The sequence below is a fragment of the Pseudomonas sp. GLN_2 genome (assembly GCF_043106005.1).
In the GTDB taxonomy this organism is placed as follows: Bacteria; Pseudomonadota; Gammaproteobacteria; order Pseudomonadales; family Pseudomonadaceae; genus Aquipseudomonas; species Aquipseudomonas alloputida.
The window spans coordinates 64385-82344 of the sequence record NZ_JBICMC010000016.1; the positions used below are offsets into that span (position 1 = coordinate 64385).

Sequence of the window (17960 nt, forward strand, 5' to 3'; positions counted from 1 at the left end):
CGCCTTTCTCATACCGGGCGACTGCCCCAGCCTGCCCCCTCCTTGCCTCTCCCTTTCTTGAGAGAACTGCCCCCGCGCCATGGCGCGATGGTGCAAATCATCCCAAACCAATAGAAACCTGGTGCATTTCGCACCTTGATCCGCCTGCGTTGCCAATCCTATTCTTGCCAAACGATCAAGTCATTTGACCAAGTCTCTAATAACACAACAAATAGGAGGCGACATGTCCTCTCACACTGCTCTTCCGGTTGAGCCGCTCGATATTTTGATCATGGGAGCCGGTGTGTCTGGCATTGGTGCGGCAGCCTACCTGCGGCGACATCAGCCGCACAAACGTTTTGCGATTCTCGAGTCCCGCGAACGAATGGGCGGCACCTGGGACCTGTTCCGTTACCCCGGCATTCGCTCTGACTCGGACCTGTACACCTTCGGTTTCGACTTCAAGCCTTGGACCAAAGCAAAGTCCCTGGCGGACGCCGCAGACATTCTCGAGTACCTGCGAGAGGCCATCGACGAATATGAACTGGCCTCCTTCATCGAGTACCGGCAGAAAGTCGTTTCGGCGAACTGGCAGAGCGATAAAGGGCTCTGGGCAGTGAGCGTCGAGGATGGTCACACGGCAGAAACCCGCATCATCGAGTGCCGCTGGTTGTTCAGTGCAGGCGGTTACTACCGTTATGACCAAGGGTTCAGCCCACGCTTCGAGGGCACGGAGGCGTTCACGGGACAGATCATTCATCCCCAGCACTGGCCGGAAAACCTGGACTACACGGGCAAGCGTGTCGTCGTCATCGGCAGCGGTGCAACGGCGGTAACCTTAATTCCAGCGATGGCGGACAAGGTCGCCAGCATCACCATGCTGCAGCGCACCCCTTCCTACATCATCAACCAGCCCGCCAAAGACTCCGTTGCAGCGTTTCTGCGCAAAATCCTGCCTGCGCAAACCGCCTATTCCCTTACACGCTACAAGAACGCCAAGATCACCCTGGCTTTCTGGGCATTCTGCCAACGCTTCCCCAAGCTTTCGAAAAAGCTGCTGCTGTGGCTGACCCGCAAGGAATTGCCCAAAAACTACCCGGTCGACGTACATTTCAACCCGCCCTACAACCCGTGGGACCAGCGCTTGTGTTCGGTCCCCGAAGGCGACTTGTTCAAAGCGATCAGCGCAGGCAAAGCCGACATCGTCACCGATCACATCGAGCGGTTCACCGAGTCCGGGGTATTGCTCAAATCGGGCAAGGCACTAAACGCCGACATCATCGTCACCGCCACGGGGCTGAACGTACAGCTGTTCGGCGGCATCACCCTGCACAAGGACGGCCGACCGGTGATACTCAGCGAAACCCTGGCCTACAAAGGCATGATGCTCTCCGGCGTGCCCAATTTCGCCTTTGCCGTGGGCTACACCAACTCGTCCTGGACCTTGAAAGTGTGCTTGCTGTGCGATCACTTCTGTCGCCTGCTGGGCTTCATGGACCAGCAGGGCCATAACGTCTGCGAGCCCAATGCCCCGGCCGCTATCGAAACACGCCCCTTGCTGGACTTTGGCGCCGGCTACGTGCAACGCGCCTTGGACAGCATGCCGCGCCAAGGGCCGCGTGAGCCCTGGGTGATGTCGATGGACTACTTCCGCGACGTCAAACTGCTGCGGCGGGGCAACGTTGCCGACAAGTGCCTCTCGTTCACCACAGTGCCCAACGCGCCCTTGCACGCTGGTGTCATGCTGCAGCAACAAGGTAGCCGTCGATGAGCGCCGATCGCTTCTGCGAGCTACCGGGGGAGCTCAAGCTCTGCTATCGCACCCACGGCGCTGACGACGCCCCGGCGGTCCTGCTCATTGTCGGCCTGGGGCTGCAATTGACCTACTGGCCGCAACCGATCATCGCCGGCCTGGTCGAGCGCGGGTTTCGCGTCATCACGCTGGACAACCGCGACTCGGGCCGGTCCTTCTTCACCGACGTGGTGCCTCCCACGGCCATGCAGCAGTTCTTGCGCAAGCGCACCCCCGGCTATGACCTGGGCGACATGGCCAACGACGTGATCGCGCTCATGAACGGCCTGAACCTGGAAACGGCGCACGTGGTGGGGATGTCGATGGGCGGCATGATCGCCCAGACCCTCGCTGCCCGGTACCCCGAGCGCGTCAGGACACTCACCTCGATCTTCTCGACCACCGGCTCGCTGCGCGTCGGCCAGCCCGCGCTCAAAGCCCTTTTCCAGCTACTGCGCCGCCCGCCGCGCAACCAGCAGGAAAGCGTTCGGGACTACGTGGACATCATGCGCCTGATCGGCTCGACCCTCGAATGCGACGAGCAAGCCCTGCGCAACTACGCCACGCAGGCCTGGGAGCGCGGCGGTGGCGAGGCGAGCAACCTCGGCACCGCCCGGCAGATCGGCGCCATCATCAACTCTGGAGACCGCACCCAGGAGCTGCAGCGGGTTCGCTGCAGCACGCTGGTCATCCACGGGGACAAAGACCTCATGGTCGCGACCACCGGAGGCTTCGCCACGGCCGCGGCGATTCGCCAGTCGAGCCTGGTGCTATTGCCTGGGATGGGGCATGACTTCCCAACGTGCCTATCGGGCACGCTGCTTTCCCTGCTGGCAGGACACATGCGCTAACACCGTTTTCGTTTAGGGGCGGATTGCTTGGCCGCCCCTCTTTTTATTCCACCAGAGGCTTGTCGCAACAGGTTTAACCCAAACACAAAACAACAACATTCCAGTTTCAAGCACGCCTGAGCCGCGACGACGGCTTGGCGCGATGCTCCTCCACTGCCCGTTCAACAACGACAACAACTGAGCAAGAGGTACGTATGGAATTCAAGTTCTTACTCCCCACCAAAGTCGTGATGGAGCCAGGCCTGCGTGAGCGCACTGGCGAGCATCTGCGTGAATTGGGGCTCAAGCACGTTCTGATCGTCACGGATGCCGGGGTCAAGGCCGCCGGGCTGCTGAACAGCGTTTACGCCAGCCTGGAAAGGTCGGGCATTTCGTTCGATGAAATCGCGGACGTGAAGGCAAACCCTCGCAGCGAAGACATCAACCGCGCGGCACAGCTGTACCGCGGCAAAGGTATCCAGGGCCTCCTGGCCATCGGCGGCGGCAGCGCGATGGACGCGGCCAAGGCCATCAGCCTGCTGCTGACCCACGAGGGCCGAATCGAGGACTACGAGGGCTCTTTCACCCTTAAGCATGCCATCCCGCCTATCGTCGTCATCCCGACCACTGCGGGCACCGGCAGTGAAGTGACCTGCTTCGCGGTGATCACCGACACCGCCCGCCATTTCAAGATGAGCGTCCAGGATTACCGGGTCGGGCCCGTTTTGGCACTGCTCGACTCCCATATTCTCGACACGCTGCCCGCGTCGATTGCCGCCGCAACCGGCATGGATGCCCTCACCCACGCCATCGAAGCCTACACCGGTCGCATGTCCAACCCGATCAGCGACGGCCTGGCGCTGCACGCCATCCGCCTGATCAGCCAACACCTCAAGCCCGCCGTGCTGGAGCCTGGCAACCTGCACGCCCGCGAGCAGATGCTAGTGGCAAGTCTGATCGCCGGCATGGCCTTCGGTAACGCGGACGTTGCCAGCGTGCACTGCATCTCCGAAGCCATCGGTGGCATGTACGACACGCCGCACGGGGTGGGCAACGCGATCTTCCTGCCGTTCGTGTTCGGTCACAACCGCGATGCCGACATCACCCGCCACGCCCAGGTCGCCTATGCGCTCGGGATCGACCCCAACCTCTCGCCGGCCGAGGCCGCCGAGGCCGCTGTCGGTTACCTGTTCCAGATGAGCAAGGATCTGGGTATCCCCCGCTTCGCCGAGGTGAAGGGCGTGCGCGAGGAAGACTTCCTGACCATCGCTGATAAGTCGAAGAAAAACTTCTCCGACAGCAGCAATGCCAAGGAGATGACCGTCGAAACCTACCGTGAAATCGTCGCCACCGCTTACCACTTCGTAGCGTGAGGGATGTCAGTCATGAGCGATTCAACCCCTGGCGCTTCGCTGAAGCGCACCCTGGGCCCGTTTTCGGTGCTGTTGTTCGGCCTGGCATTCCTGGCCCCGTTGATCGTCTTCGGCACCTATGGCGTGATCACCCAAGCCAGCGGCAACACCACGGCGATGGCCTACCTGATCGCGGCAACCGGCGTGGTGTTCACGGCGTTGAGCTATGGCCGGCTGGTCAAAGTGTTCCCGGTAGCCGGTTCGGCCTACACCTATACCCGCAAGATGCTCAGCGCCAACCTCGGCTTCATGGTGGGCTGGGCCGCCCTGCTCGATTACTTCTTCATCCCGATGCTGATCTGGCTGCTCGGCGCGAGCTACCTCAACATGGCGTTTCCAGAAGTGCCGCAGTGGGTGTGGATCGTCGGGTTCATCGTCTCCACCTCGCTGCTGAACGTGCTGGGTATCCAGGTTGCCAACCGTTTCAACGTGCTGTTGATGGTCGCGCAACTGGCTATCATCGTCGTGTTCATCGGCCTGTGCGTGCACTACATCGTCGCGGCCAACGGCCCTGGCGGGCTGTTGTCGGCCAAGCCGTTCTTCAACCAGGATGTGCCCTTCGCTACCAGCATGGCCGGCGCCGCCATTGCCGCCTACTCGTTCCTGGGCTTTGACGCGCTGTCCACGCTCAGCGAGGAAACCCGCGACCCGGGCCGCACACTGCCGCGCGCCATCCTGCTGGTCGCGTTGACCGGCGGCGCGGTCTACGTCTGCTCCTCGTACTTCATGTACCTGGCGCACCCCTCCCCCACCTTCGAGTTCGTGGACGGGGCTGCCTTCGAGATCGCCCGCATGATCGGCGGCGACCTGTTCTTCGCCGTGGTCCTGGCGGGGATCATCATCGCCCACTTCGCCGCGGGCATGTCATTCCAGGCCAGCGTGGGCCGGCTGCTGTACGCCCTCGGCCGGGACAACCAACTGCCACGCAAGCTGTTCGGGGCGTTGCACCCTCGCTACAAGACCCCGGTCTTCAACATCCTGCTCTGCGGCATTTTCGGCACCGCAGGTTTTGGCCTGACGATCGCCACCGCGACGTCCCTGGTCAATTTCGGCGCTTTTCTGGCCTTCACCGCCGTCAACCTCTGCGCGTTGCGGCTCACCTTTGACGCACGCGTCAAGGACGGGGCTGGCCTGCTACGCGGCGTGCTCTTCCCACTCATCGGCCTGGTCACGGCCGGCTGGATGCTGGCCAGCCTGGATAAAGACGCACTGATCATGGGTTGTAGCTGGCTCGCCCTGGGCGCGGTTTACCTCGCCTGCCGGACCAGTTTCTTCCGCAACCCAGTGCCTGACGCGCTGGCGTAGCGGCCACCTTCCAATCGAATGCCCTGACGACAACCACAAGGCAAGGCCCTGGCCTTGCCGTTCAATGGCGAGAATCGACATGCAAACCAAACTCTTGATCAACGGTGCCCTGGTGGCCGGCGAAGGCGAAAACCTCGACGTGTACAACCCGTCCCTGGGCAGCGTCCTGGTACAGACCACCGAAGCCAGCCGTGCCCAGGTCCATGCCGCGGTGCAAAGCGCGGATGCGGCCTTCGATGCCTGGTCGCAAACACCGCCCAAGGACCGGGCGGCTCTGCTGCTCAAGCTCGCTGACAGCATCGACGCCCAGGCGCCGGTGTTTGCCCGCCTGGAGGCAGACAACTGCGGCAAGCCGTTCACCGCCGTGCTGCAGGATGAACTGCCTGCCGTATCCGACGTGTTCCGCTTCTTTGCCGGTGCCGTGCGCTGCCTGCAGGGCTCGGCGGCGGGCGAGTACATCCCGGGCCACACCTCGATGATCCGCCGCGACCCGGTGGGCGTGGTCGCCTCCATCGCTCCGTGGAACTACCCCCTGCTGATGGCGGCCTGGAAACTGGGCCCGGCCTTGGCCGGCGGCAACACCGTCGTGCTCAAACCGTCGGAACACACACCGATGAGCACCTTGAAACTGGGCGAGTTGCTCGCCGACATCTTCCCCGCCGGCGTGGTCAACATCGTCCACGGTCGCGGCGCCTCGGTGGGTGAGCCGCTGACCAGCCACGCCCAGGTACGCATGGTGTCGCTGACCGGCTCCATGCGCACCGGCAGCCGCATCATCGAAGGCACCGCCGACAGCGTCAAACGCATGCACATGGAGCTTGGTGGCAAGGCACCGGTGTTGATCTTCGACGATGCCGACATCGACGCCGCCGTCGATGGCATCCGCGCCTTCGGCTTCTACAACGCCGGCCAGGACTGCACCGCCGCGTGCCGCCTCTATGTGCAGAAGGCGGTGTACCCGGAGTTCGTGCGCAAGCTCGGCGAAGCCGTGTCCAGCATCAAATGTGGCCTGCAGGATGACCCAGCGACCGAAATGGGCCCGCTGATCACCCAAGAGCACCTGGAGCGTGTCGAGGGCTTTGTCAACCGTGCCAAGGAACTGCCGCACATCGAGGTGATCACCGGCGGCAAGCGCGCTGCGGGTGGTGGCTTCTTCTTCGAGCCGACGGTCCTGGCCGGCGCCACGCAGGAGGACGAGGTGGTGTGCCGTGAAATCTTCGGCCCGGTGGTGACGGTTACGCCATTCGAAGACGAAGCCCAGGCACTGGCATGGGCCAACGAGTCGGACTACGGCCTGGCGTCATCGGTATGGACCGCCGATGTGGGCCGCGCCCATCGCCTGGCTGCCCGCCTGCAATACGGCTGCACCTGGGTCAACACCCACTTCATGCTGGTGAGCGAAATGCCCCATGGCGGCGTGAAGCTGTCCGGCTACGGCAAGGACCTGTCGATGTACGGGTTGGAAGACTACACCGTGGTCCGTCACGTGATGTTCAAGCACTGACCGCCCACGTCCCGGATAGCCAAGATCATTTTTTTTAGAGGTTTGCATGAACAACATCGAGACGTTCGAAAGACTCGAGTCCAACGTGCGGATGTACTGTCGTGACTTGCCGCTGGTGTTCGACACCGCCCAAGGCAGCAAGATCCGTGGCGAAGACGGCCGCGAGTACCTGGACTTCTTCGCTGGCGCCGGCGCCCTGAACTATGGCCACAACGACCCGCGCATGCGCGATGCCTTGATCGCGTATCTGTCGTCCAACGGCGTGACCCATGCCCTCGACCTGCACACCACCACCAAGCGCCAGTTTCTCGAAGCGATCGAGCGCGACCTGTTCCAGCCACGCGGCTGGGACTACAAGGTGCAGTTCACCGGCCCGACCGGTGCCGACGCCGTCGAGGCGGTGTTGAAGCTGGCGCGCAAGGCGACGGGGCGTACCAAGGTCGTCTCGTTCTACGGGGCTTACCACGGCATGACCGCCGGCGCCCTGGCCGTCACCGGCAACCGCACTCGCCGTGGCCCTGGGCTCTCCACCGACGTGGTGTTCGTGCCGTACGAAGACAGCCCCTACGGCGAATTCGACAGCATTGGCTTCCTCGAGCGCCTGGCCAACGACCAGGGCAGCGGCTCGGAACTGCCGGCGGCGGTGATCGTCGAATCGGTGCAGATCCAGGCCGGCGTCTACCCGGCTTCCAACGAATGGCTGCAACGCTTGCGCAAATGGACCAGCGATCACGGCGTGTTGCTGATTTGCGATGAGATCCAAGCGGGCTGCGGCCGGACTGGCGACTTCTTCGGTTTCGAGCGCTCCGGGGTGGTGCCAGACCTGATCACCTGCGCGAAATCGATCGGCGGCTTCGGCCTGCCGATGGCGATCGTGTTGATTCGCGCCGGGCTGGATGTGTGGCAACCAGGCGATCACATCGGCACCTTCCGCGGCAACCAGCTGGCGTTCCTGACGGCCCAGATCGCGCTTGGCTATTGGCGCGATGAGTCGTTCCTGAAGTTGCTGGCCACCAACTGCGCGGCCATGGAGCGCGCGGTCGCCGGTTTCGCGGAAATTCCTGGCGTCGCCTCCGCCCGCTGTCGCGGCATGATCGCCGGCATCGACTTCGGCCGCGGCAACGTCGCACTCGCCAAGGATGCCCAGCAGCGTGTGCTGCAGGCGGGTGTGCTGGTCGACCGCTGCGGCCCGAACGGCGAAATCATCAAGCTGATGCCACCGGTGAACACCCCGACCGACCAGCTCGAAGAAGGCCTGAAAGCCTTCGGCGAATCGGTCGCGGCAGCGTTGAGCCAGTAATCGCTGGGTTCTGGCGTGCGCCAGGTCGCGCAGCGCGCAGAATCGATGGGTTATGGCGACCAGGACATCGTGGCCATAACCCAGTCATTCGCCCGCGACAAAGCGTCCGGGCAATAACCGTGTGATACAGGCCTTTCGGATCGAACCTGAAGCCAACAACAATAAAAATCGCTGGAGGATCATATGCGCCGATTTGGTTTTCTACTGGCCGTGTTGACGCTGGCCGTTTTCCTGAGTGCCCTGCTTGCCCCCAGGCCTTCTCTCGTCAACCGAGCGGCGGCGCAGCACATGGGGCATCCGATCAGCAGCATTGGGGAGATCTTCAGGGGTTACTAAGGAAAGAACCCGGCCGCTGCCACGCATCCGCCAGCGGCCGCAGGTGATCAATGATCGACCGCACCGCTGGCGCCAAGGCCGGTCTGGCCCCTTACGAACTGGTCGGCGAACGCCGCCCTTTCCGTCTTGGCTCGCGCAGTCCGGTCCAGCCGGGAAACGCCATACGCCACCGCAAACGCCAGCGGCATGGAGAACAGCGCAGGCTGGGTATAGGGGAACAACGGCTCGGCAAAGTGCAACACATCCACCCACACCAGCTTGGAAAACACCACGAAGCCCATGGCGCTGACCAACCCCACGTAGCCACCGGCCAACGCGCCGCGCGTGGTCAGCCCCGACCAGAACATCGACAGGAACAGCACCGGAAAGTTGGCCGACGCGGCGATGCCGAACGCCAGCGCGACCATGAAGGCCACGTTGATGTTTTCGAACACGATGCCCAGAGCTATCGCCACCAACCCAAGCCCGAGGGTGGCCAGCTTGGTCACCCGCAGCTCCTGCGACTCGCTGGCCGCGCCCTTCATGATCACCCGCGCATAGAGGTCATGGGCGATGGCGGAAGCCCCCGCAAGCGCCAGGCCTGACACCACGGCCAGGATGGTGGCGAAGGTCACGGCAGACAAAAAGCCCAGCAGCAGGTTGCCGCCTACCGCCTGGGCCAGGTGCATGACCACCATGTTGCCCCCGCCCAGCAGCTTGCCACCCACCTGCCCGCCTTCGAAGAACTGCGGCTGCTGGCTGACGATCACGATCGACGCCAGGCCCAGCAGGAAAATGACATTGAAAAAGTAGCCGATGAATCCGGTGGCATAGAGCACCGACTTGCGCGCCTCACGGGCATCGCTGACGGTGAAGAAGCGCATCAAGATATGCGGCAGCCCGGCGGTGCCGAACACCAGCCCCAGGCTCAGCGACAGCGCGGTCAATGGGTCGGCCAGCAGGCTGCCGGGCGCCAGCAGGCGCTCGCCCAGGGCATGGGTGCCCATGGCCTGGGTAACCAGCGTGTCATAGCTGAAGTCGAACTCGCGCAGCGCCAGGAACAGCACCAGCGAACCGCCTACCAGTAGCAGGAACGCCTTGATGATCTGCACCCAGGTGGTCGCCACCATGCCGCCAAAGGTGACATACAGCATCATCAGCGCGCCAACGATTATCAGGGCGATGTGGTAGTCCAGGCCGAACAGCAGCCTGATCAGTTGCCCGGCCCCGACCATCTGCGCCACCAGGTAGAAACACACCACGGTCAGCGAGCCGATGGCGGCCATGGTGCGCACCTTGCCTTGGTCGAGGCGGTACGAGGTGATGTCGGCGAAAGTGAAGCGGCCCAGGTTGCGCAACCGCTCGGTCATCAACAGCAGCAACACCGGCCAGCCCGCGAAGAAGGCGATGAGGTAGATGTAGCCGTCCATGCCGGAGGTGTAGATGAGCGCGGTGATCCCCAGCAACGTCGAGGCGGACATGTAGTCACCGGCCAACGCCAGGCCGTTCTGCCAGCCCAGGATGCCGCCACCGGCGCTGTAGAAGTCCGCCGTCGAGCGGGTGCGCCGCGCTGCCCACCAGGTGATGCACAAGGTGAAGAGCACGAACACCATGAACATGCCGACGGCATGCAGGTTCAGCGGCTGACGTTGGCCCGCGTCGAGCGCAGGCGATGCCAACAGCAGGCCGGAGTGCAGCAACAAAGCCAGAAGCAGTAGTGTCTTCATGCGCCCTGCTCCTCTTCCAACCCGGCAACCAACGCCTGCGTCAAGCGGTCGAACTCGCCATTGGCCCGGTACACATAGAACGCCGACAGCGCACAGAAGAACACGAACAGGAAAGCGCCGGCCGCGACGCCGAAGGTCATGTTCGACCCCTCGGCCAGGCGCCTGGCGATCAGCTCGGGCCAAAACGATACCAACGCGATGTAGCCATAGAACGTGGTCAGGATCAGCACGAACAGGCTCAGGGTAAAACGGTTTCTGCGCGTCACCAGTTGCTGGAACCGGGCACTGGCGCGAACACGCGCGTATAACAGGCTGGACATGGGACACCTCGATCAATGTACTTGTTGTTATGGGGTGTGCAGGTATTGCAGCTCGATCAAGGCTCGGCGTCGGCGGTCTGCGCCTCCTGTTGCCGGGCCCACTCGCGCAGGATGAACTTCTGGATCTTGCCGGTGGCGGTCTTGGGCAGCTCCGTGAGCGACACATTTCGCGGCGCCTTGAAATGCGCCAGGCGCTCGCGGCACCAGCGGATCAGATCCGCTTCGGTGACCGTGGCCAGCGCATCGGCGCGCAAGGTCACGAATGCATGAGGGGTCTCGCCCCAGCGCGAATCCGGGCGCGCCACCACTGCGGCCTCGACCACCTCGGGGTGCTGATAGAGTACTTCTTCGATCTCCAGCGAGCTGATGTTCTCGCCGCCGGAAATGATGATGTCCTTGGCCCGGTCCTTGATTTCCACGTAGCCATCCGGGTGCAGCACGGCCAGGTCGCCCGTGTGCAGCCAGCCGTTGGCCAATGCGGCCCGGGTGGCCTCTGGGTTGTGCAGGTAGCCTTTCATCACGGTGTTGCCGCGCACCACCAGTTCGCCAAGGGTAAGGCCGTCGGCGGGAACCGGGCGGCCGGTATCTGTATCCAGCACCGTGGCCTCCTCGAGCATCGGGTGGGCGACACCCTGGCGGCTCATGAACTGCGCCCGGGCCTCAAGCGGCAACTCGTCGACCCCCGGCTGCCACAGGCACAATGTACTGGGACCGTAGCTTTCGGTCATGCCATAGGCATGGGTGATGTTGAAGCCACGCGCCTCCATCGCCGCGATGACCGCACTGGGCGGGGCGGCACCGCCAGTGATCACCGACACCGGCACCGGAGGGGCGCTGGCATGCTCGGCGTGGATCAGCATCGACATCACCACGGGGGCGGCGCTCAGGTGAGTCACGGCATGCTCGGCGATGGCGGCGTTGATCGCATCAGGCTGGACCTTGCGCAGACACACGTGGGTGCCACCGGACAAAGTCACCGCCCAGGTATGGCTCCAGCCGTTGCAGTGGAACATCGGCAAGGTCCACAAGTAGACGCTGCGCGGCCCCAACTGGAAGATCAGCGCCCCGGCGCAGGCGTTGAGGTAGGCGCCGCGGTGATGCAGCACCACGCCCTTGGGGTCCCCCGTGGTGCCGGAGGTGTAGTTGATGGCGATCGACTGCCATTCGTTCTGTGGCGCACTCAACGGCCGCGCGGGGTCGCCCTGGGCCAAGAACGCTTCGTAGTCCAGGTCGTGGGCCAAATCGGCGCGCTCGGCCTGATCATCGTCGATGCCCACCAGCAAGGGCGGCGCATCGAGCATGGCCAGCGCCTGATTGGCCACGGCACCGAACTCACGATCGCAGATCAATACCTTGGCCGCGCAGTGACGCAGGATGAAGGCAATGCTGCGCGCCTCCAGGCGGATGTTGATGCACACCAGCACTGCCCTGGCACCGGGCACGCCATAGTGGGCCTCGAGCATTTCCGGGATGTTCGGCGCCAATATCGCCACCCGCTCGCCCGGCTGAACACCGACCCGCTCCAAGGCACTGGCCAGGGCGCGGCTGCGCTCGTGCAACTGACGGTAGCTGTAGCGCCTTGCCCCATAGACCACCGCATCGCGCTGCGGGTACACCTGCGCGGCACGCTTGAGGAACGACAGCGGCGACAGCGGGACATGGTTGGCTTCGTTGGGAGCAAGCTCGTGTTCGAGGGTTGGAACCATCATGGCAGGCACCTCATCGACACATTGCTTAGGTTTTGCACGCACATACCTACCTCCTGTTCTTTTTGTTATTGCGCCACGGCGCGTTACAGGCTGCTGCACAGGTGGCCGCCATCGACCACGATCTCAGCGCCGCTCATCGCCCGCCCGGCATCGCTGGCGAGCAGCAGCAAGGCGCCGTCCAGGTCCGACGGCACGCTGAAGCGGCGGCTTGGGATCCGCGAGCGCAACTTGTCACCGGCCTCGCTGGCCAGGAAGGCCTCGTTCAAATCAGTCATCACGTAGCCGGGCGCCAGGGCGTTCACCCGGATGCCATGGCGCGCCAACTCCAGCGCCATGGCGCGGGTCAGGTGGGCCAGGCCGGCCTTGGCCGCCAGGTAAGGGCCGACGGCGCCGGCCACACGGCTGGCGAGGATCGAGGTGACATTGATCAGGCTGCCCCCCTTCCCCGCCACCACCATGCGCCGGGCGCTTTCCTGGGCCACGGCCCAGGCGCCCTTGAGGTTGGTGTCGAGCACGTGGTCCCAGGTTTGATCATCGCAGGCCAGCAAAGGCTGGCTGTCGCTCACGCCCGCATTGTTGACTAGGACATCCAGCGGGCCGGCGGCATCGAGCACCCGGCAGATGTCCTCACGGCTCGTCACATCGAGGGCAAGGGCCTGCGCCCGCCCTCCGGCCACCTCGATGGCCTCCACCAACGCCTGCAGCGGCGCCTGGCGTCTGGCGGTCACCACCACCGCGGCGCCTGCGGCGGCCAGGGTCATGGCGAAGTGACGGCCCAGGCCGCTGGAGGCCCCGGTCACCAGGGCGCGGCGCCCGTCGAGGGCGAACAGTCGGGCAAGGTTCGGCTGCATCAGTGGGCCTCCAGGCGCTGGTCGAGCAGCTTCTTCGCCAGGCTCATGCGGTGCACTTCGCTCGGGCCGTCATAGATGCGGAACGGGCGAATGTCGCGGAAGATCCGCTCCACCACGGTATCCCCGGTCACCCCGCGGCCACCCAATATCTGGACGCAACGATCGACCACCCGCCACAGCGCCTCGGCGCTTATCACCTTGGCCATGCTCGAATCGACATTGGCGCGCCGGCCCTGATCGAGCACCCAGGCGCAGTGCCAGACCGCCAGGCGCACCACGTGCAAGTCCATCATGTTGTCGGCCAGCATGAAGCCCACGCCCTGATGCTCGCCCAACGGCTTGCCGAAGGCGTCCCGGGTGCGCGCATAGTCGCAGGCGATGTCGTGGGCGCGGCGCGCGGCACCGAGCCAGCGCATGCAATGAGTCAAGCGTGCGGGCGCCAGGCGCACCTGGGCATACCGGAAGCCCTTGCCGATCTCGCCGAGGACATCGCTCGCCGGGATACGCAGGTTGTCGAAACGCAGCTGCCCGTGACCGCCGGTAAAACAGCTGTCCAGCGAGTCCAGCTGACGTTCATGGATGATGCCGTCGCGCTTCATGTCGGTCAGGAACATGGTCGCGGTGCCGTCCTCCATGCGCGCCATGATGATGCCGAAGTCCGCGCCTTCGGCCCCGGTGATCAGCCACTTGCGGCCATTGATCAGGTAGTCGTCGCCATCGCGGGTGGCAGTGGTGCGCAGCATCGACGGATCCGAACCGGAGCCCGGAGCAGGCTCCGTCATGGCGAAGCACGAACGGGCATGGCCCTGGACCAGCGGGCGCAACCAGCGGTCCTTCTGCGCTTCGGTAGCGACCACGTCCATCAGGTGGATATTGCCTTCGTCCGGCGCATGGATATTCAGCGCTACCGGGCCCAGCGGCGAGTAGCCGGCTTCTTCGAAGACGATCGCCTTGGCCACATGGCTCAGTTCCAGACCGCCCATTTCGCGGCTGGCGTGAGGCGTCAGCAAGCCAGCGGCGCGGGCGCAGGCCACCAGGTCCTGGCGCAGTGCGTCGCTGGGGCCGTGGCTGTTCTGGCGGGGGTCGTTCTCGAATGGGATGACCTGTTCGGCAATGAAGTCTCGAGTCTTGGCCTGCAAGGCGAGCAGTTCGTCCGGGAGAGTGAAGTTCATGGCTGTCCTTGTGTGTTCTTGTCTATCGGAAGAATGGGGTGGTCGATGCGGTTTCAGGGCAAGGCCTTGGGGTTGCTGATCGCCAATCGGGCAACGGTGATCTGGCGCAATGTCTCGACCAGGGTGCGCCGGGTTTGCGGGGCGTCATGGCTGCCCTGGCGAATGGCGCGAGCCAGTTGGCGGCGCAGGTCGGGCAATGTCGACGGCGCGTCATCGACCAAGGCGGCCAGACGCGCCTGCTCCTGATCCTCGGCCTGAGCGCCCAGGCGGTTTTCGCGGGCCGCAATGGCCATGGCGTTGGCGATCATCAGGGCCGGGTAACGCAACTCGCCGGGCAGCGCTGGCAGCAGCTGCTCCAGAAGCGTCGCGCGGGCGATCTCGAGCAATTCGTGGGCGTTGGGTTGGGTCATGGCGCTTCGGCTCCGGTCATGTGCAGGATGTCGAGTTCGAGCTCCGGCAACAGCCGGGCTGTCAGTGCCAACTCGAGCGACGGTTCTTCACCGGACAGATGGCGCTGCCCTTGCTGCAAGGCAATCACCGCCCAGCGCAGGGTGGCCATGACTTGCCAGTAGTGGAGCCGACTGCGCTCGATGCACAGCGAAGACACCTCGTGATAACCACGCAGAAAATCCTCCAGCTGGCCAATGCCGCCGGCTTCGAGGTCTGGACGGGTAAAACGCCAGCAACGGGCGGTGAACCAGCCGAGGTCCTCGCAAGGATCTCCCCAGCCGGTGAACTCCCAGTCGAGCACGGCCTCCAGCCCTTCTTCGCTGGCCAGGTAGTTGCCGGTGCGGTAGTCACGGTGCAACAGGCAAAGGGTGCTGCTGCGCGGCGCATGCAGCTCGCACCAGCGCAGGCCCCATTCCAGCACCGGATAGGCATCGGCGAGGGTGTCGAGGTAGCGGCGGTAGGCGTCGATGGTCACCAGGGCCGGCGAGCTGTCCGGAACGGACAGGAAGCCCAGCGTGGCGCACGGCGGGCGGACCTGATGCAGACGCGCCAGGTTGGCGCCAAGCTGCGCCGCCAGTTGCGCCCGGCCCTGAGGACCGGCGCCGGTGCTGAGCGCGCGGCCGGCAGCGCTACCCGGCACATACTCCATCAGGAAGAACACCCGCCCATGCACGCGCACATCGCGGCACAGCCAGAGCGGGCGTGGCACTTTCACGCCGGCCTGGTAAACCACCTGCAGCACGGCGAACTCCTGTTCACGGTCAAGGCTGGCGGGTAGCGCTGAAAGCGCATCGCTGCGCAGTACCCAACGCCGGACACCGGCCCACGGGCCGCCTTCGATCAGCAGGTCCAGCAGCCAGTTTTCCTGGATAGCGCCGCCGCTCAGGCGCTTGCGCGCCTGGATGACCACCCGCGTTGCCGAGGCCTGCTCTCGGATGAACTCGGCCAGGCGGTGATCGTCAGTCATGGCCACGAACGTATCGCTGGCCGGGGAAATCGTTGGTGAACTGCTCATGGGTCTGTAGGCCCTGCCTTTGGTTTCTGGGTTGGCACAAGCCCAAGAGCAAGGCCTGGGCCAACTCTTCAAAAGTCAGCCACAGGCCGCATACAGCCTGGGTTCTGACGCCTCACCGCCGAGCGAAAGTCAGGCTGCTCGTTGCATATTTGCAAGCTATTGATTCATTATCGAAACATTTCAAATATGAACAGGCCCCGTGATGGATGCTCTTGCCTCCCAGGTCGTCGTGCTGATCAGCCACTTGCAGCGCCCCCAACAACGGAGCCGGCTCGCCCATGTGGTGGCCGGGCTCACGACGGACTACCCAGATACTCGTATCGAAGTCCTCGACACCTCGGTGGCTGAAGCACTACAGACCGCCCGAGAATTGGAGCAGGCAGGCAAGGTCGATGTGTTCGTCTGCGCCGGGGCGACCGCCGCCTACCTGCGCAAACACCTGACACGTCCGGTACTGGCGATGCGCGTGGGCAGTGGCGACCTGCTACGGGCATTGGGGCAGGCCCGCGAACGCTCCTCCAAAGTGGCCGTGCTCAGCTACAACCATGTCAACCACGACCTGCAAGCCATGGCCGCGCTCTTCACCGTCCAGGTTCACCAGGCCGCCTACACCTCCCTGGAAGAGGCCCGCCAGGCCGTCGAACAGGCGGCCCAGCTAGGCTGTCGCAGCATCATCGGCTCGTCGACGGTGGTGGAGCTGGCGGAGCAGGCAGGGCTGCATGGCGTGCTGTCGCTGAGCGAAGACACCGCGCGCAAAGCGCTGGAGGAAGCCCTGGGCATTCTCGACACTCAACGCGTCGAGATCGCCAAACGGCGGCATCTGAATGCCGTGCTGCGGCATATCCCCGCCGGCGTAGCAGCGGTCGACAACCAAGGCGTGGTGCAGTCGCTCAACCCTGCCCTTGCGCAGCTGCTGGACCTGCCGGTTAGCGCAGCGCTGGGCCGGCCGCTGCAGCAGCTGTGCCCGGAACTGGACCTGCAGCAGGCGCTGCAGGAAGGCACGGGTGAAGAAAACCGCGTGATGCGGCTCGGCTCGCACGCCGTGGTGAGCAATTTACTGCCTATCCTGGAGAACGGCGAACGTACCGGCCTGGTCCTGACCTGCCAGGACATCACTGTTGTGCAACGTGCCGACCAACGCATCCGATCCACCCGCCGCCCCGGTGCATTCACTGCCCGTTACCGGCTCGACCAGCTCAACGGCAACAGCAAGGCCAACCGCGAGATGCTTCAGTTGGCCAAGCGTTTTGCCACCAGCCATTCGACCATCCTGATTACCGGTGAAAGCGGCACCGGCAAGGAACTGCTCGCCCAGGGAATCCATAACGAAAGCCCGCGCCGGCAAGGCCCCTTCGTCGCCATCAACTGCGCGGCGTTTCCCGAGTCGTTGCTGGAAAGTGAATTGTTCGGCTTCGAGGAAGGCGCCTTCAGCGGCTCGCGCAAAGGTGGCAAGCCAGGCCTGTTCGAAGCGGCACACCGCGGCACGCTGTTCCTCGACGAGATCGGCGACATGCCGGTTTCGCTGCAAACACGCCTGCTGCGCGTGCTGCAAGAGCGCGAAGTCCTGCGCCTGGGCAGCACCGAACCGATTGCCATCGACGTGCGCATCATTGCCGCCACCCACCAGGACCTGCGCAGCGCCATGGACGATGGCGATTTCCGTACCGACCTGTATTTCCGGCTCAACATCCTGCGTCTGCAGACCACCCCGCTGCGAGAGCGCCCTGAGGACATTGCCCTGATCTGCCGGGGCATCAGCCAGCGCCTGCTCGTTCAGGGGCAACCACCGGGAGCTGCAGACATCCCCGCCGCGCTGCTGCCGTACCTTGAACGCTATGCCTGGCCGGGCAATGTCCGGGAACTGGAGAATGTGATCGAGCGCGCGATGCTCTCGGCACGCGAACTGCTTGAGGAACACCGCGTGAACGAGCAGTACCTGGCACGCGTGCTACCTGAACTGTGCGAAGGCCCTCCCCCTTCACCCGCCCGGAAAAAGTCGTCAGGCGAAACGGACCTGCACACCATCGGCAAGGTCGCGCAACTGCGCCATGTAAAGGAAACGTTGGAAAGCTGCCACGGCAACCTCGACGAAGCCGCCCGCCGTCTCGGCATCAGCCGCACAACCTTGTGGCGGCGCTTGCGATCTGCCAATTGAATGAAAGCCCCAATCCCATGTTCAACCCATGACGTCTGGTTGGACAGTCTCAAGGCCCTATACCGTCTAATCATCCGCGAACTGACTGGCTCGACGTACATCGCCGGGTTGCTAGCGATGCTGC

General features: G+C 64.0%; 14 protein-coding genes. 7 read left to right on the forward strand and 7 right to left on the reverse strand.

What is annotated here, in order from left to right:
- Positions 1-223: 223 nt before the first annotated feature.
- The 6 genes from ACF8Q6_RS04300 (at position 224) to ACF8Q6_RS04325 (ending at position 8122) form a co-directional block, all read left to right on the forward strand.
- Positions 224-1750: a flavin-containing monooxygenase gene (locus ACF8Q6_RS04300; RefSeq protein WP_392491368.1), complete on the forward strand. Its 1527-nt coding sequence runs from the start codon at positions 224-226 to the stop codon at positions 1748-1750.
- Positions 1747-2622: an alpha/beta fold hydrolase gene (locus tag ACF8Q6_RS04305; RefSeq protein ID WP_392491369.1), complete on the forward strand. Its 876-nt coding sequence runs from the start codon at positions 1747-1749 to the stop codon at positions 2620-2622. The genes ACF8Q6_RS04300 and ACF8Q6_RS04305 overlap by 4 nt, the downstream gene beginning before the upstream one ends.
- Before the next feature lie 194 nt (positions 2623-2816).
- Positions 2817-3974, forward strand: a complete 1158-nt coding sequence (locus ACF8Q6_RS04310) for an iron-containing alcohol dehydrogenase (protein ID WP_392491370.1) — start codon at positions 2817-2819, stop codon at positions 3972-3974.
- A 12-nt stretch (positions 3975-3986) separates the two neighbouring features.
- Positions 3987-5318 (forward strand): APC family permease, encoded by a 1332-nt coding sequence (locus tag ACF8Q6_RS04315; RefSeq protein WP_392491371.1) that lies wholly within the window; start codon positions 3987-3989, stop codon positions 5316-5318.
- 79 nt (positions 5319-5397) lie between these two features.
- Complete coding sequence (locus tag ACF8Q6_RS04320; protein WP_392491372.1) at positions 5398-6822, forward strand: gamma-aminobutyraldehyde dehydrogenase; 1425 nt, start codon at positions 5398-5400, stop codon at positions 6820-6822.
- Between the two features lie 46 nt (positions 6823-6868).
- Positions 6869-8122 carry a diaminobutyrate--2-oxoglutarate transaminase gene (locus tag ACF8Q6_RS04325; RefSeq protein ID WP_392491373.1) on the forward strand — a complete coding sequence of 418 codons (1254 nt, stop codon included), beginning with the start codon at positions 6869-6871 and terminating at the stop codon, positions 8120-8122.
- A 383-nt stretch (positions 8123-8505) separates the two neighbouring features.
- On the opposite strand, the gene ACF8Q6_RS04330 is transcribed toward ACF8Q6_RS04325, so the two are convergent.
- The 7 genes from ACF8Q6_RS04330 to ACF8Q6_RS04360 all read right to left on the reverse strand — a co-directional run bounded on the left by ACF8Q6_RS04330 (position 8506) and on the right by ACF8Q6_RS04360 (position 15681).
- Positions 8506-10164 (reverse strand): cation acetate symporter, encoded by a 1659-nt coding sequence (locus ACF8Q6_RS04330; protein WP_392491374.1) that lies wholly within the window; start codon positions 10162-10164, stop codon positions 8506-8508.
- Positions 10161-10484, reverse strand: coding sequence for a DUF485 domain-containing protein (locus ACF8Q6_RS04335; RefSeq protein ID WP_020192847.1), 324 nt, complete (start codon positions 10482-10484; stop codon positions 10161-10163). Before ACF8Q6_RS04335 ends, ACF8Q6_RS04330 begins: the two co-directional genes overlap by 4 nt.
- A 56-nt stretch (positions 10485-10540) precedes the next feature.
- Positions 10541-12193, reverse strand: coding sequence for an acyl-CoA synthetase (locus ACF8Q6_RS04340; protein ID WP_392491375.1), 1653 nt, complete (start codon positions 12191-12193; stop codon positions 10541-10543).
- 83 nt (positions 12194-12276) lie between these two features.
- A complete protein-coding gene (locus ACF8Q6_RS04345) occupies positions 12277-13044 on the reverse strand; it encodes an SDR family NAD(P)-dependent oxidoreductase (protein WP_392491376.1) in 768 nt (255 codons plus the stop codon).
- On the reverse strand, positions 13044-14216 hold the full coding sequence (locus ACF8Q6_RS04350) for an acyl-CoA dehydrogenase family protein (protein WP_392491377.1): 1173 nt from the start codon (positions 14214-14216) through the stop codon (positions 13044-13046). The genes ACF8Q6_RS04345 and ACF8Q6_RS04350 overlap by 1 nt, the downstream gene beginning before the upstream one ends.
- A gap of 53 nt (positions 14217-14269) precedes the next feature.
- Entirely contained in the window at positions 14270-14626 is a 357-nt protein-coding gene (gene lvaB, locus ACF8Q6_RS04355; RefSeq protein WP_010953701.1) for a 4-hydroxypentanoyl-CoA kinase subunit LvaB, read from the reverse strand.
- Positions 14623-15681: a phosphotransferase family protein gene (locus ACF8Q6_RS04360; RefSeq protein WP_392491378.1), complete on the reverse strand. Its 1059-nt coding sequence runs from the start codon at positions 15679-15681 to the stop codon at positions 14623-14625. Before ACF8Q6_RS04360 ends, lvaB begins: the two co-directional genes overlap by 4 nt.
- Before the next feature lie 202 nt (positions 15682-15883).
- On the opposite strand from ACF8Q6_RS04360, the gene prpR reads away from it, so the two are divergent.
- Positions 15884-17836 carry a propionate catabolism operon regulatory protein PrpR gene (prpR, locus tag ACF8Q6_RS04365; RefSeq protein ID WP_392498357.1) on the forward strand — a complete coding sequence of 651 codons (1953 nt, stop codon included), beginning with the start codon at positions 15884-15886 and terminating at the stop codon, positions 17834-17836.
- The last annotated feature ends 124 nt before the right edge of the window (positions 17837-17960 follow it).